We start from the raw sequence: 15,241 nt of genomic DNA, 5'->3' as shown, positions 1-15,241 counted from the left end.
TTATTTCTTAATCAATACCTCATCAATCATACCGTACTCTTTCGCTTCCTGAGCTGTCATCCAGTAGTCACGGTCAGAGTCCGCCCATACTTTATCGAAATCAGTATGCGAATGATCGGCGATAATCGTATAAAGTTCTTTCTTCAATTTCTGAATCTCACGAGCTGTGATTTCAATGTCCGATGCTTGTCCCTGCGCACCACCCATCGGCTGATGAATCATCACACGTGAGTGAGGCAATGCAGAACGTTTGCCTTCAGCACCGGCAACCAGCAATACGGCTGCCATTGAAGCTGCCATACCTGTACAGATGGTAGCAACATCGCTTGAAATAAACTGCATCGTATCATAAATGCCCAGTCCGGCATATACACTTCCGCCCGGAGAGTTGATATAGATAGAGATATCCTTACCCGGATCCACAGAATCCAGATACAACAACTGTGCCTGGAGCGTATTAGCTGTATAGTCATCAACTTGTGTACCAAGGAAAATGATGCGGTCCATCATCAAACGGGAGAAAACGTCGAGTTGAGTTACGTTCAACTGTCTTTCTTCCAGAATATAGGGATTCAAATACCCGGCCTGCGACTTAATCACATCATCCAATACCATGCCATTCATTCCTAAATGCTTGGTTGCGTATTTTCTAAAATCATCCATGTTAATTGTTCCTTTCTTATAAATTAAAAATAAACGTAAGTACAAAGAAACGAAAAAGAATACAGAGACACAAAAAAACACAGAGTTATAATTTTATAAAAACTCTGTGTTTCTGTGACTTTATATTTTATTCAACCGAATGATTACTCAAACATTTTATTGAATTCTTCGATCGAAACGTTCTTGTTTTCCAAAGTAACCTGCGCTTTCAGAGCAGCAGCAAGCTTCACTTCTACCACACGACTTACCAAATTATTGATAGTTTCTTTCTTCTTCAACATTTCCTGTGCATAGTTGTCAAGCACATCGTCAGGAATAGACAACATACCGTATTGAGCAAACTGTGCCTTTGTTGTTTCTCTAGCCATCTTCAGAACATCTTCCTGTTCTACTTTGATATCGTTTGCTTCAACCAACTGTTCCTTAATCAGGTGCCAAGTCAGTTCTTCAATGCTCTTATCATAGTTTTCAGCAACATATTCTTCTCCCTTTTCTTCGTTGTTCAGCAACATGATACGTTTCAGCAGGGCATCAGAGAATTCCAGTTTACCTACTTTTTCCATCATCACCTTGCGAATGTCGATCAGGAATTTATAATCGCTGTCAGCCACAAATCTAGCTGCGATTTCTTCTTTAATCTTAGCGCGGAATTCTTCTTCAGTCTTCACAACACCTTCGCCGAATGCCTGGTCGAATACTTCCTGAGTCAATTCACCCGGAACAAAACGAGTGATTTCTTCTACCTGGAAGCTGAAATCAGACTTCACGTCTTTTGCAATTTCCTTGTCAATCTTCAACAAAGAACCCAGTTCGGCAGCATGTCCGTCATAAGCCACATTCGGATTGAACACCAATACATCATTTACTTTTGCATTAGCAAAAATAGCTTTCTGATCGTCGTTCTTCATGTAAGCAGGCATCAACACAGCAGCTTCTACCTGAATGCCACCTTCTTTTGTGTTGCCTTCTTCGTCCAACTGTGCCAGCAGACCTTTCAGCATATCATTATCTTCGTAAGCGTCTACCTTATCATACTTGCCAGTGCGTTGAGTATACATCTTCACCTGGTTGTCGATCATTTCGTCAGAAACTTCGATAGTATAATAATCTACTTTATCTTTAGCACTTACTTCTGCTTTAAATTCAGGTGCCAAAGCGATGTCGAATACGAAATCGAATTCTTCCATTGTATCGAAATCAATATTCTGTTGCTTTTCTTCGTTAGGCAACGGCTCGCCCAACATATTCACCTTATTTTCTTTAATATAATTGTAAACAGCTTCTTGCAGTGCCTTATTCACAACCTCTGCAATTACCGACTTACCATACATCTTTTTAATAAGACTTGTCGGAACCATACCTTTACGGAATCCCGGAATCTGTGCCTTCTGACGGAGTGACTTCAACTCTTTGTCTACTTTCTCCTGATAATCGGCTTTCTCAAGCTTTACAGTAAGCTCTGCGCTTACTTTGTCAATGTTTTGTAATGAAACGTTCATTCTGACAATTATTTATTTGATTTATACTTTGTTCTATACTCAAAGAGGGTGCAAAATTAGTGCTAATCTTTCAAATTTCAAAAGACATTGCAGATTTATTTCAGCAACGCCACCCATCTTTCACACATCTTTTATCGATATTTCACTGATATTCCATCTATAAACAAGATAAAATCACCATCAACACCCACCCCGCCAGGTTCCCCCGGCCTACTTTTTTTCTGATAATCCGCAAATTAACTTTCCAAAAAGATGGTTAATCCAAAAATTATTCTTTTCTTTGTTGCGGATTGATGGACCATTAGTTTCTCGATTTGATTACAAGGTTTTTACTTCCGTTACCAAAACGCATTTGTAAACTCTCTGTCGTTTTAATCTTTTTATTAGTAACCATCTATCCAGAGAGTTTTATTCATTTATTTATTTTTTATCATTTTCATTATGAACATTTATGTTGGAAACCTTAACTACCGTGTTAAGGAAGGAGATCTGCAACAAGTGATGGAAGATTACGGAGCAGTATCATCAGTTAAAGTTGTTATGGACCGTGAAACCGGTAAATCCAAAGGATTCGCTTTCATCGAAATGGAAGACGACGCTGCAGCTGCAAAAGCTATTGCTGAATTGAACGGAGCTGAATACATGGGCCGTACAATGGTAGTTAAAGAAGCTAGACCTAGAGCTTAATTGCCGACGCTAACATAGCTAAGAAAAAAAGAAACTTCTGTCACCCGATGACAGAAGTTTTTTTATTACCCTTCCATTCCCTGCACTTCCACGTCCTTCACCTTACGGAGCAAGTCGGAAGCAAAGATAAAGTTATTCAGTCGTTCATTGGTAGAAGTAAAGATATCATCTTTCGTACCTTCCCACTCTTTATGTCCCTCATAAATATAAATCACCTTCTCACCGATTCCCAATACAGAGTTCATATCATGCGTATTGATAATGGTCGTCATGTTATATTCCTGCGTAATATCGTGGATCAGATCATCAATCACCAACGACGTTTTCGGGTCCAGCCCCGAGTTCGGTTCATCGCAAAACAGATATTGCGGATTCAAGGCAATCGCACGCGCAATAGCCACACGCTTCTGCATACCACCACTGATTTCTCCCGGAAACTTATCTTTCGCTTCCCCCAGATTCACACGATCCAGACAGAACATCGCCCGTTTGATCCGGTCACGCAAGATATCGTTGCTAAACATATTCAGTGGAAACATCACATTATCAAATACGGTCATAGAGTCAAAAAGAGCCGCACTCTGGAAAATCATTCCCATTTCCTTGCGAAGCATCTTCTTCTCCTTCTTCCCCATCAGGACAAGGTTACGCCCGTCATACAAGACTTCCCCTTTCTCCGGAGTTAGCAATCCTACAATACATTTCATCAACACCGTCTTACCGGAACCACTCTGACCGATAATCAAGTTTGTCTTTCCATTTGCAAAGTCAGCATTGATATCACTCAATACTGTCTTGTCATCAAATGATTTATAAAGTCCTTTAATCTCAATCATCCCATCAAAAGTTTAGTTAATATCAAGTCTGAAAACAGAATCAATACACTGCTGGATACTACGGCATCCGTAGAAGCCTTTCCTACAGCAATCGAACCTCCCTCTACCGTGTATCCGAAGAAAGCGGACACACTTGCAATGATAAACGCAAAAAAGAGGGATTTGATGATACCCGCCCAGATAAACCATTCGTTAAACATATACTGCAAACCATATTCGAGATCGACAGCATTCATAACCCCGGCAAACCAACACGTGCAAAAGGCACCGATGATTCCGGCAAAGATACTAAATGTCACTAGAATAGGGATAACAGTCACCATCGCCGTAATCTTAGGCAAAATCAGGTAGTTCGCCGAATTGATACCCATAATTTCGAGCGCATCAATCTGTTGCGTCACCCGCATCGTTCCTAATTCCGAAGCGATATTCGACCCGACTTTTCCGGCAAGAATCAAACACATGATGGAGGAAGAAAATTCCAGCAACATAATTTCACGTGTCACATATCCCACTGTCCAGCGGGGCATCCATGGACTTTCGATATTCAACTTAATCTGGATGGTAATCACTGCGCCGATGAAAAACGAAATCAACAGCACAATACCGATGGAGTTCACACCTAGCTGCTCCAACTCGTTAAGGTATTGCCGGAAGAACATACGCATACGTTCGGGGCGGGAAAAAGTCCGTCCCATCAGCATGAAATATCTCCCGACGGTTCTCAATGCTTTTATCATAACTCACACTATTTGTCTGCAAATGTACATTATTTCAGCTTATTTTTACTACATTTGCCGCAAAATAACTAGAATATGGAAGAAAGCAAGATGGTGCTCCGCACGGAAGACCTGGTTAAGAAGTACGGTAAACGAACCGTTGTAAGCCACGTTTCCATCAATGTGAAGCAAGGTGAGATTGTAGGTTTGCTGGGACCGAACGGTGCCGGTAAGACGACTTCATTCTATATGACTGTAGGGTTGATTACTCCTAATGAAGGACGTATTTTCCTCGATGACCTGGAAATTACCAAATATCCGGTTTACAAACGCGCACAAACGGGAATCGGCTACCTTGCACAGGAAGCATCCGTTTTCCGCCAGATGAGCGTGGAAGATAATATCGCCTCTGTACTGGAAATGACCAACAAGCCCAAAGAATATCAAAAAGAGAAACTCGAAAGCCTGATTGCAGAGTTCCGTCTGCAAAAGGTACGCAAAAATAAAGGTAACCAGTTGTCGGGAGGTGAGCGCCGCCGTACAGAGATTGCCCGTTGTCTTGCCATCGACCCCAAATTCATCATGCTTGACGAACCTTTTGCCGGTGTCGACCCGATTGCCGTAGAAGATATCCAGCAAATTGTATGGAAACTGAAAGACAAGAATATCGGAATCCTGATTACCGACCACAACGTACAGGAAACGCTTAGTATCACAGACCGCGCCTATCTGCTGTTCGAAGGAAAGATCCTTTTCCAGGGAACACCGGAAGAATTATCGGAAAATCAGATTGTACGTGAAAAATACTTGAGTAACAGCTTCGTGTTACGCCGAAAAGATTTCCAGTTGGAAAAATAAGTCTACTACAAAGTAATACAAGATCTCACAGAGATATATTTATAAAAAGACACGGATTGTCTCTATATATATTCTATATAATTGAGACAATCCGTATCTTTTTTATTTACTTCTGTCGAATATAAATATTAACCGGAGTACCTGTCAGATTCCATTTCTCACGCATCTTATTTTCGAGGAAACGTTTGTATGGCTCTTTCACATACTGCGGTAAGTTGGCGAAATATACAAATGAAGGCACCTGTGTATTCGGCAACTGTGTGATATATTTAATTTTGATATACTTACCTTTATTTGAAGGAGGCGGATAAGCCTCGATCAACGGAAGCATTTCTTCATTCAAACGTGCGGTCGGGATTTTTGTCGTCCGGTTCTCATACACACTACGTGCTTCTTCAAGCACTTTCAGAATACGTTGCTTAGTCAGTGCAGAAGCAAAGATGATCGGGAAATCGACAAACGGAGCAAAACGCGAGCGAACAGCTTCCTCAAACGCTTTCTGTACTTTCACAGATTTATCTTCCACCAAATCCCACTTATTTATAACAACTACCAGACCTTTCTGATTCTTCTGAATCAGAGAGAAGATATTCAAGTCCTGCCCCTCAACACCTCTTGTAGCATCCAACATCAGAATACAAACATCCGAACCTTCGATAGAACGAATCGAACGAACGACTGAATAATATTCCAAGTCTTCATTTACCTTGTTTTTCTTACGGATACCCGCTGTATCCACCAGGTAAAAATCAAATCCGAATTTATTGTAACGAGTATAGATAGAGTCGCGGGTAGTTCCGGCAATCTCTGTTACGATATTACGTTCTTCCCCAATAAATGCATTTACAATGGAAGACTTTCCGGCGTTCGGACGTCCTACCACAGCAAAACGGGGAATATCATCATCCAGGATTTCTGATGATTCTTTCTTGAAATTGCTGACAATCAAGTCCATCAAATCACCCGTACCACTTCCTGTCATGGCAGAAACGCAATACGGATCGCCCAATCCCAGTTTATAGAATTCGGGAGCGTTATATTGTAAATCGTGGTTATCCGTTTTATTGGCAACCATAATCACCGGACTATTAGCACGACGCAGAATAGCAGCTACCTGCATATCCAAGTCAGTCACTCCATTCATCACATCCACTACAAACAGAATGACATCCGCTTCTTCCACAGCCAATAATACCTGCTTACGGATTTCCTCTTCAAAGACATCATCCGAGTTGACCACCCATCCACCGGTGTCAACCACAGAGAATTCACGGCCCAGCCACTCAGACTTGCCATATTGTCTGTCGCGGGTTGTACCCGCTTCTTCATTCACAATAGCCTGACGAGTCTTCGTCAGACGGTTAAATAAGGTAGACTTGCCCACATTCGGGCGTCCTACAATTGCAACTAAATTACCCATAGTTCAATACCTTGTTTTTTCACGACTATCACAGTCGCATGAATACTCTTAATCTAACTGATAACCAAAATTGCGGAGTTCCTTATCCGAACTACGCCAATCCTTATCCACTTTCACATACGTTTCGAGGAAAATAGTCTTTCCAAAGAAACGTTCCAGTTCACGGCGAGCCTCGGTAGCCACCTTCTTCAACGCCTTTCCCTGTTTACCGATAATGATTCCTTTCTGCGAATCACGTTCCACGTTAATCACCGCCCGAATATGAATCTTCTTCGGTTCTTCCTTAAACTCTTCCACAACAACCTCCACCGAATAGGGGATCTCTTTATCGTAGTAGAGCAGAATCTTTTCCCGGATAATCTCATTCACGAAGAAACGGGCAGGCTTATCCGTCCACTGATCCTTTCCAAAATAAGGAGGAGAATCGGGCAGCAGTTCTTTGATCCGCTTCATCACATAGTCTACATTGAACTTTGATGTAGCAGAAATCGGAATAATTTCGGCTTGGGGAAGCAACTCTTTCCATTCTTCCACCAGCTTTACCAGTTTTTCCTGATCTGTAAGATCTATCTTATTGATGAGCAAGAGAACAGGCACCGTCATCTGACGCACCTTTTCCATAAACTCATTATTCTTATCCGGCGTCTCCACCACGTCCGTTACATAAAGCAAGATATCCGCATCCGTCAATGCCGAAGTAGAAAAATTCAGCATAGACTCCTGTAGCTTATAATTGGGCTTCAACACACCCGGAGTATCAGAAAAAACAATCTGCATCTCATCCGTATTATAGATTCCCATAATCCGGTGACGAGTAGTCTGCGCTTTGAAGGTAGCGATCGAAATACGTTCGCCCACCAAGACATTCATCAATGTCGACTTTCCGACATTCGGATTTCCTACGATGTTTACAAAACCTGCTTTATGCATTTCTCTTTATTTTATTGGTTGAGACAAAAAAACGCATCGAATCGAAATAGGATGCGTTTTTGAGTGTTATAGTTCAGTAACTTACGTTACGATTCCTTCTTTCCATCATAACCCCATTTCACGTATACTGCGCCCCAAGTAAATCCGGCACCGAATGCAGTGAAAATGATGTTATCGCCTTTCTTGAGTTTATCTTCATAATCCCAGATACACAGAGGAAGTGTAGCGGCACTCGTGTTACCGTAATGCTCAATATTTACCAACACTTTATCCATTGGCACATCCATACGGTGAGCCACAGCCTCGATAATACGGACATTCGCCTGATGCGGAACAATCCAGTTGATACTATCTTTCGTCAGACCATTCTTTTCTGCGATTGCAGCAGAGACATCCGACATGTTGGATACAGCATATTTAAATACTGTTCTTCCTTCCTGGTGCAAATAGTGCATTTTATTGTCTACTGTGAAATAAGACGGAGGACAAACCGAACCACCAGCTTTCATGTGGAGGAAAGGCAAACCTTTGCCATCTGTTCTCAGTATCGAATCCATGATTCCGTAATCTTCCGTAGTGGGTTCCACCATAAAGGCAGCAGCACCGTCACCGAAAATAGGGCATGTAGCACGATCTGTATAGTTAACCATTGACGACATCTTATCGGCACCGACAATGATAATTTTCTTATATCTTCCCGAACGGATGAAATTAGCAGCTGTCTCCATCAAATACAGGAATCCGCTACAAGCAGCCTGCAAGTCGAAGGCAAAAGCATTCTTTAGTCCGAGTTTATCACAAAGAATAGAAGCTGTAGAAGGGAAGTGATAGTCAGGAGTAGTGGTAGCAACAACAACCAAATCGATATCATCAGGATTAGCACCAGTCTTCTTCATCAACTGTTTGGCAGCTTTGCGTGCCATGTATGAACTACCTAATCCCTCCTCATTCAGAATATGTCTTTCCTTTACTCCGATACGAGTCATAATCCATTCGTCGTTGGTATCCACCATTTTTGATATCTCGTCGTTAGTCAAGATATAATCGGGTACGTACCCGCCGACTCCTGTGATTACTGCATTTATTTTTTCCATCAAACCTATTTTAAATTAGCAATACTATAATACTTAAAGCAGCCGGAGAGTTTCACCCCCAGGCTGTTTTCAGTATAACTGTACTAATTATACAGCTGCTTCTTTCTCAATAGCGAGCTTGCCTCTGTAATAGCCACAAGCACCACATACAGTGTGGTAAACGTGCCATTCACCGCAATTCGGACAAATAGCCAATGTAGGAGCTACTGCCTTATCATGAGTTCTTCTCTTCGCTTGTCTCGTACTTGATTGTCTTCTCTTAGGATGTGCCATTTTCTTAAAACTTTAATTATTATCTAATATTTTTTTTAATTCATTCCAGCGGGGATCAATTTGTTCCTCCACTTCTTCCTCAATTACGATGTCATCTCCACCTGTGTCGAAAGTATCATCGCTATCCTCATTCGCATTTGTTTTCAAATGCTTGTTCAATTTACCAGTCATCGCTTTATTGCACTTACCGGGAGCATGTACATGCTTCATGGGTACAGAGAGCGCAACAAACTCATACATGAACCATGCAACGTTGATTTCCCCTTCTTCCTCGGGAATCACAATCAGGTTGTCACCTTCTTCTGCATATTCATGTCCAAACTTTACCATCAGTTTATCAGAAGAACTGATAGGTAGCTCCATATCATCCAGACAACGGTCACATGGTACTGATACCATTCCCTCAGTCTGAAAACTCAGCTCGAAAGCACGAGAGGTTCTTTTCACGGTCAATGTAACATTCACCTTTCCTTTCTGAACTTCAGGACCATCAATGTGAGCGAAGTAAAGGTTATCCAATACAAACTCATACTTAGCAGAGTCTGTTTGCATTCCTTTCAAGTCAATTTTGTATTTATCAAACTTTCCCAAAGCTTCTCTCTTTTTTAAATCGTTAGCTTACAATTCGGGCGACAAAGATACAAATAAATATCCTCATAACATACAAATTATCAGTAAATATTCACTTTTTTAATAGGTATTATGAGGTTTGTATCTGTTAAAAACGGCGATATAAATACCAAAGTAATAAAAAACAGAAAGCCTCGCCCGTCCAATAGACAAGCGAGGCTTCTTAAAAACGGCGGCTACCTACTCTCCCACTGTTACGCAGTACCATCGGCGTGACGAGGCTTAACTTCTCTGTTCGGAATGGGAAGAGGTGGAACCCTCGTGCTATAACCACCTGAATAAGGTTATGACATGATGAAAAGTAAAAATTCAGTATCTAGCAAGCTAAACGTATATACCCAACCGGTACATGTTCGAAAGAAAGTGAACGGGCAATTAGTAATGCTCGGCTTTGATGTTACCACCTTTACACCTGCATCCTATCAACGTCATCGTCTTTGACGACCCTAAGAAATCTAATCTTGTGGCTGGCTTCGTACTTAGATGCTTTCAGCACTTATCCAATCCCGACTTAGATACCCAGCAATGCACCTGGCGGCACAACTGGTAAACCAGCGGTCAGTCCAACACGGTCCTCTCGTACTAGTGTCAGAGCCACGCAAATTTCATACGCCCACGATAGATAGAGACCGAACTGTCTCACGACGTTCTGAACCCAGCTCGCGTGCCACTTTAATGGGCGAACAGCCCAACCCTTGGGACCTTCTCCAGCCCCAGGATGTGACGAGCCGACATCGAGGTGCCAAACCCCTCCGTCGATATGAGCTCTTGGGAGGGATCAGCCTGTTATCCCCGGAGTACCTTTTATCCTTTGAGCGATGTCCCTTCCATACGGAAACACCGGATCACTATGCTCTAGTTTCCTACCTGATCGACTTGTCTGTCTCCCAGTCAAGCGCCCTTATGCCATTACACTCTACGGACGGTTACCAATCGTCCTGAGGGCACCTTTAGAAGCCTCCGTTACACTTTTGGAGGCGACCACCCCAGTCAAACTACCCACCAAACAGTGTCCTCGTTTCTACGAGTTAGAACTCAAATAATCAAAGGGCCGTATTTCAACAGCGACTCCACAAATACTGGCGTACCTGCTTCAAAGTCTCCGGCCTATCCTACACATCAATTACCCAAATTCAATGTTAAGCTATAGTAAAGGTTCACGGGGTCTTTTCGTCCCATCGCGGGTAATCGGCATCTTCACCGATACTACAATTTCACTGAGCTCACGGTTGAGACAGTGTCCAGATCATTACACCATTCGTGCAGGTCGGAACTTACCCGACAAGGAATTTCGCTACCTTAGGACCGTTATAGTTACGGCCGCCGTTTACTGGGGCTTCAATTCAATGCTTCTCTTGCGATGACATCTCCTCTTAACCTTCCAGCACCGGGCAGGTGTCAGGCTGTATACGTAATCTTTCAATTTGGCACAGCCCTGTGTTTTTGTTAAACAGTTGCCTGGACCTATTCTCTGCGCCCAACTCTCGTTGGGACCCTTTATCCCGAAGTTACAGGGTCAATTTGCCTAGTTCCTTAACCGTGAATCACTCAAGCGCCTTAGTATATTCAACCCGACTACGTGTGTCCGTTTACGGTACGGGTACCTTAAAGATTAAGTTTAGCGGATTTTCTTGGGAGTATGTTTACACGCACTATTACCTTATTCCGAGGAATTTGGTATACTATCAGGTTCGACTCTTATCCTGGATTTGCCTGGGATAATCAACATCTACACCCTTCAACGGACTATTCCGTCAGTCCGCGGCGCTGTCACTCCTCCGTCTCCACGTCACTCTTTAAGGTAGTACAGGAATATTAACCTGTTCTGCCATCGGCCTCACCGTTCGGCTGAGCCTTAGGACCCGACTAACCCTGATCCGATTAGCGTTGATCAGGAAACCTTAGTCTTTCGGCGAGGGGGTTTCTCACCCCCTTTATCGTTACTTATACCTACATTTGCTTTTCCACACGCTCCAGCAAAGCTCACGCTTCACCTTCGACGCAGAGTGGAATGCTCCCCTACCGATCCTTACGGATCCCATAGCTTCGGTAAATTGCTTGATGCCCGATTATTATCCACGCCAAACTCCTCGACTAGTGAGCTGTTACGCACTCTTTAAATGAATGGCTGCTTCCAAGCCAACATCCTAGCTGTCTTAGCAATCTGACTTCGTTAGTTCAACTTAGCAATTATTTGGGGACCTTAGCTGATGGTCTGGATTCTTCTCCTTTAGGACATGGACCTTAGCACCCATGCCCTCACTCCTGGGATCGAACTACTGCGCATTCGGAGTTTATCAAGACTTGATAGGCGGTGAAGCCCTCGCATCTTATCAGTCGCTCTACCTCACAGTAGTAATTCCCAAGGCTGCACCTAAATGCATTTCGGGGAGTACGAGCTATCTCCAAGTTTGATTAGCCTTTCACCCCCACCCTCAGTTCATCCGGAAGCTTTTCAACGCTTATCGGTTCGGTCCTCCAGTTAGTGTTACCTAACCTTCAACCTGACCAAGGGTAGATCACTTGGTTTCGCGTCTACTCCTTCCGACTAATCGCCCTGTTCAGACTCGCTTTCGCTTCGGCTTCATGTCTTAAGACACTTAACCTTGCCGGAAAAAGTAACTCGTAGGTTCATTATGCAAAAGGCACGCCGTCACAACCGAAGTTGCTCCGACCGCTTGTAGGCGCACGGTTTCAGGGACTATTTCACTCTTCTATTCGAAGTGCTTTTCACCTTTCCTTCACAGTACTGGTTCGCTATCGGTCTCTCGGGAGTATTTAGCCTTACCGGATGGTCCCGGCAGATTCACGCAAGATTCCTCGTGTCCCGCGCTACTCAGGATACCACTACGCTTCGTTTAGCTTCGAATACCGGACTATCACCGTCTATGGTCCCATTTTCCAAAGGGTTCTTCTCACTAAAGTTCTTGCGATATCGTGGTCCTACAACCCCAATATTGCCGTAACAACATTGGTTTGGGCTAATCCCCGTTCGCTCGCCACTACTAGGGGAATCATTATTATTTTCTTTTCCTACAGGTACTAAGATGTTTCAGTTCCCTGTGTTAGCCTCTTGCTATGCAAGATGTCATTCCTTCAGAATGACGGGTTGTCCCATTCGGAAATCTTCGGATCAAAGGTTATTTGCACCTTCCCGAAGCTTATCGCAGCTTATCACGTCCTTCATCGCCTCCGAGAGCCAAGGCATCCGCCATGCGCCCTTGCTTACTTTCTTTCAAACGTTTTATTCGTGTACTGGTATTGGTATGGGAATTGCTTCCTTCTATCAATATTGCGTACTCGAACACGTACGGTTTGATATATACTTTTAGCTCTTACTAAAATTTTACTTTTTGTACATCATGTCAAAGATCGTTTCTCTTTTTCAGAGATGGTGGAGAATAACGGATTCGAACCGTTGACCCTCTGCGTGCAAGGCAGATGCTCTAGCCAGCTGAGCTAATCCCCCAAGAGGTTATCAAGAATTGCTGCATTCCGCTGACGCGTCATTCCTTCGTTCTTGAGCTTGGTAGTCCCAGGCAGAGTTGAACTGCCGACCTCTACATTATCAGTGTAGCGCTCTAACCAACTGAGCTATAGGACTAGTTCAACCTTGTCTACCTGTATGTTAGACTCGGCTTCTTTTTTCTCTTGTTTATCTCTATCTATACTTCTATAGATGGTTGATCTATATGTTATAAATAAACAAGTACCAGTAGTACAAAAAACAGAACCTTTAAAGTCTATAAGTGGCTGCCACGTTTGTGACAGTTACGACATCGCTCCAGAAAGGAGGTGTTCCAGCCGCACCTTCCGGTACGGCTACCTTGTTACGACTTAGCCCCAATTACCAGTTTTACCCTAGGACGCTCCTTGCGGTTACGTACTTCAGGTACCCCCGGCTTTCATGGCTTGACGGGCGGTGTGTACAAGGCCCGGGAACGTATTCACCGCGCCATGGCTGATGCGCGATTACTAGCGAATCCAGCTTCACGAAGTCGGGTTGCAGACTTCGATCCGAACTGAGAGAGGTTTTTGGGATTAGCATCACGTCGCCGTGTAGCTGCCTTCTGTACCCCCCATTGTAACACGTGTGTAGCCCCGGACGTAAGGGCCGTGCTGATTTGACGTCATCCCCACCTTCCTCACATCTTACGACGGCAGTCTCTCTAGAGTCCTCAGCATAACCTGTTAGTAACTAAAGATAAGGGTTGCGCTCGTTATGGCACTTAAGCCGACACCTCACGGCACGAGCTGACGACAACCATGCAGCACCTTCACAAATGCCTTGCGGCTATATAGTTTCCTACATATTCATTTGCAATTTAAGCCCGGGTAAGGTTCCTCGCGTATCATCGAATTAAACCACATGTTCCTCCGCTTGTGCGGGCCCCCGTCAATTCCTTTGAGTTTCACCGTTGCCGGCGTACTCCCCAGGTGGAATACTTAATGCTTTCGCTTGGCCGCTTACTGTATATCGCAAACAGCGAGTATTCATCGTTTACTGTGTGGACTACCAGGGTATCTAATCCTGTTTGATACCCACACTTTCGAGCATCAGTGTCAGTAACAGTCTAGTGAGCTGCCTTCGCAATCGGAGTTCTTCGTGATATCTAAGCATTTCACCGCTACACCACGAATTCCGCCCACCTCTACTGTACTCAAGACTGCCAGTTTCAACTGCAATTTTACGGTTGAGCCGCAAACTTTCACAACTGACTTAACAATCCACCTACGCTCCCTTTAAACCCAATAAATCCGGATAACGCTCGGATCCTCCGTATTACCGCGGCTGCTGGCACGGAGTTAGCCGATCCTTATTCATATGGTACATACAAAATTCCACACGTGGAAAACTTTATTCCCATATAAAAGAAGTTTACGACCCATAGAGCCTTCATCCTTCACGCTACTTGGCTGGTTCAGGCCTGCGCCCATTGACCAATATTCCTCACTGCTGCCTCCCGTAGGAGTTTGGACCGTGTCTCAGTTCCAATGTGGGGGACCTTCCTCTCAGAACCCCTATCCATCGTAGTCTTGGTGGGCCGTTACCCCGCCAACAAACTAATGGAACGCATCCCCATCGATAACCGAAATTCTTTAATAAAAATATCATGCGATATTCGTATACTATCCGGTATTAATCTTTCTTTCGAAAGGCTATTCCGGAGTTATCGGTAGGTTGGATACGTGTTACTCACCCGTGCGCCGGTCGCCATCTCTTCTATTGCTAGAAAAATGCTGCCCCTCGACTTGCATGTGTTAAGCCTGTAGCTAGCGTTCATCCTGAGCCAGGATCAAACTCTTCATTGTAAAAGTATTTTTTATCATCCGTTAAGATGACTTTTTGCTCTGTTCAGGACGCCGTAAATTTATTGACCTTATTCAAATACCTATTAGTCTTAACTGTATCGCTACTGAATAAGACAAGTATTGACGGTTCTATTTTTTTACTTGTACTACTTGTATTGTTTATCAATATTTCAAAGAACTTGTTGCTTTCGTTTTAAAAGCGGGTGCAAAGGTAAGGGCTTTATTTTTAACTACCAAACTTTTTCGGAAGTTTTTTTTAGTTTTTCTTTTTACTCAATTTCTCTGGCTCTCTATGCGAAAGGGAAAGAATGTATGAAAG

The 15,241-nt window shown here is 43.4% G+C and carries 11 protein-coding genes, 2 tRNA genes and 3 rRNA genes; 2 read left to right on the top strand and 14 right to left on the bottom strand.

Going from position 1 to position 15,241, the window contains the following annotated elements; all coding sequences use genetic code 11:
- Together clpP and tig are read right to left on the bottom strand one after the other, a co-directional pair.
- Nucleotides 1–663 (bottom strand): ATP-dependent Clp endopeptidase proteolytic subunit ClpP, encoded by a 663-nt coding sequence (gene clpP / locus NQ505_RS09400; protein WP_004297164.1) that lies wholly within the window; start codon nt 661–663, stop codon nt 1–3.
- Nucleotides 664–806: 143 nt separating this feature from the next.
- Nucleotides 807–2,162, bottom strand: a complete 1,356-nt coding sequence (tig, locus tag NQ505_RS09395; protein ID WP_004297162.1) for a trigger factor — start codon at nt 2,160–2,162, stop codon at nt 807–809.
- A gap of 441 nt (nt 2,163–2,603) precedes the next feature.
- Between tig and NQ505_RS09390 the strand changes: the two genes are divergently transcribed.
- Nucleotides 2,604–2,849, top strand: a complete 246-nt coding sequence (locus tag NQ505_RS09390; RefSeq protein ID WP_004297160.1) for an RNA recognition motif domain-containing protein — start codon at nt 2,604–2,606, stop codon at nt 2,847–2,849.
- A gap of 65 nt (nt 2,850–2,914) precedes the next feature.
- Here the strand turns inward: NQ505_RS09390 and NQ505_RS09385 are convergent, their stop codons facing one another.
- Nucleotides 2,915–3,685, bottom strand: coding sequence for an ABC transporter ATP-binding protein (locus NQ505_RS09385; protein ID WP_004324648.1), 771 nt, complete (start codon nt 3,683–3,685; stop codon nt 2,915–2,917).
- The gene (locus tag NQ505_RS09380; protein ID WP_004297154.1) at nt 3,682–4,425 is read right to left on the bottom strand and encodes an MlaE family ABC transporter permease; all 744 of its coding nucleotides are present in this window, start codon (nt 4,423–4,425) and stop codon (nt 3,682–3,684) included. The genes NQ505_RS09385 and NQ505_RS09380 overlap by 4 nt, the downstream gene beginning before the upstream one ends.
- A 75-nt stretch (nt 4,426–4,500) precedes the next feature.
- On the opposite strand from NQ505_RS09380, the gene lptB reads away from it, so the two are divergent.
- The gene (lptB, locus tag NQ505_RS09375) at nt 4,501–5,262 is read left to right on the top strand and encodes an LPS export ABC transporter ATP-binding protein (RefSeq protein WP_004297152.1); all 762 of its coding nucleotides are present in this window, start codon (nt 4,501–4,503) and stop codon (nt 5,260–5,262) included.
- Between the two features lie 106 nt (nt 5,263–5,368).
- On the opposite strand, the gene der is transcribed toward lptB, so the two are convergent.
- From der to NQ505_RS09325, 10 genes are all read right to left on the bottom strand, one after another.
- Complete coding sequence (gene der, locus NQ505_RS09370) at nt 5,369–6,682, bottom strand: ribosome biogenesis GTPase Der (protein ID WP_004297149.1); 1,314 nt, start codon at nt 6,680–6,682, stop codon at nt 5,369–5,371.
- 48 nt (nt 6,683–6,730) lie between these two features.
- Nucleotides 6,731–7,612, bottom strand: coding sequence for a GTPase Era (era, locus tag NQ505_RS09365; RefSeq protein WP_004297147.1), 882 nt, complete (start codon nt 7,610–7,612; stop codon nt 6,731–6,733).
- A gap of 86 nt (nt 7,613–7,698) precedes the next feature.
- The gene (locus tag NQ505_RS09360; RefSeq protein WP_004323568.1) at nt 7,699–8,706 is read right to left on the bottom strand and encodes a beta-ketoacyl-ACP synthase III; all 1,008 of its coding nucleotides are present in this window, start codon (nt 8,704–8,706) and stop codon (nt 7,699–7,701) included.
- An 87-nt stretch (nt 8,707–8,793) separates the two neighbouring features.
- On the bottom strand, nt 8,794–8,979 hold the full coding sequence (gene rpmF / locus NQ505_RS09355) for a 50S ribosomal protein L32 (RefSeq protein WP_004296852.1): 186 nt from the start codon (nt 8,977–8,979) through the stop codon (nt 8,794–8,796).
- A gap of 12 nt (nt 8,980–8,991) precedes the next feature.
- Entirely contained in the window at nt 8,992–9,570 is a 579-nt protein-coding gene (locus NQ505_RS09350) for a YceD family protein (RefSeq protein ID WP_004297143.1), read from the bottom strand.
- A 206-nt stretch (nt 9,571–9,776) separates the two neighbouring features.
- A 5S ribosomal RNA gene (gene rrf / locus NQ505_RS09345) occupies nt 9,777–9,887 on the bottom strand.
- Nucleotides 9,888–9,964: 77 nt separating this feature from the next.
- Nucleotides 9,965–12,844, bottom strand: a 23S ribosomal RNA gene (locus NQ505_RS09340).
- 157 nt (nt 12,845–13,001) lie between these two features.
- Nucleotides 13,002–13,078 (bottom strand) — tRNA-Ala (locus NQ505_RS09335).
- A gap of 58 nt (nt 13,079–13,136) precedes the next feature.
- A tRNA-Ile gene (locus NQ505_RS09330) sits at nt 13,137–13,213 on the bottom strand.
- 184 nt (nt 13,214–13,397) lie between these two features.
- Nucleotides 13,398–14,922 (bottom strand): 16S ribosomal RNA (locus NQ505_RS09325).
- The 16S, 23S and 5S rRNA genes sit together here with 2 tRNA genes alongside, the layout of an rRNA operon.
- Nucleotides 14,923–15,241 lie beyond the last annotated feature (319 nt).

This window comes from Bacteroides sp. D2 (assembly GCF_025147085.1).
In the GTDB taxonomy this organism is placed as follows: Bacteria; Bacteroidota; Bacteroidia; order Bacteroidales; family Bacteroidaceae; genus Bacteroides.
The sequence above is the reverse complement of the archived record's forward strand: the minus strand, read 5'-3'. Positions and strand labels throughout refer to the sequence as shown.

Excerpts from the sequence above, each read along its gene's own strand:
- clpP (WP_004297164.1), bottom strand. The coding sequence starts at position 663 with ATGGATGATTTTAGAAAATACGCAACCAAGCATTTAGGAATGAATGGC.
- tig (WP_004297162.1), bottom strand. The coding sequence starts at position 2,162 with ATGAACGTTTCATTACAAAACATTGACAAAGTAAGCGCAGAGCTTACT.
- NQ505_RS09390 (WP_004297160.1), top strand. The coding sequence starts at position 2,604 with ATGAACATTTATGTTGGAAACCTTAACTACCGTGTTAAGGAAGGAGAT.
- NQ505_RS09385 (WP_004324648.1), bottom strand. The coding sequence starts at position 3,685 with ATGATTGAGATTAAAGGACTTTATAAATCATTTGATGACAAGACAGTA.
- NQ505_RS09380 (WP_004297154.1), bottom strand. The coding sequence starts at position 4,425 with ATGATAAAAGCATTGAGAACCGTCGGGAGATATTTCATGCTGATGGGA.
- lptB (WP_004297152.1), top strand. The coding sequence starts at position 4,501 with ATGGAAGAAAGCAAGATGGTGCTCCGCACGGAAGACCTGGTTAAGAAG.
- der (WP_004297149.1), bottom strand. The coding sequence starts at position 6,682 with ATGGGTAATTTAGTTGCAATTGTAGGACGCCCGAATGTGGGCAAGTCT.
- era (WP_004297147.1), bottom strand. The coding sequence starts at position 7,612 with ATGCATAAAGCAGGTTTTGTAAACATCGTAGGAAATCCGAATGTCGGA.
- NQ505_RS09360 (WP_004323568.1), bottom strand. The coding sequence starts at position 8,706 with ATGGAAAAAATAAATGCAGTAATCACAGGAGTCGGCGGGTACGTACCC.
- rpmF (WP_004296852.1), bottom strand. The coding sequence starts at position 8,979 with ATGGCACATCCTAAGAGAAGACAATCAAGTACGAGACAAGCGAAGAGA.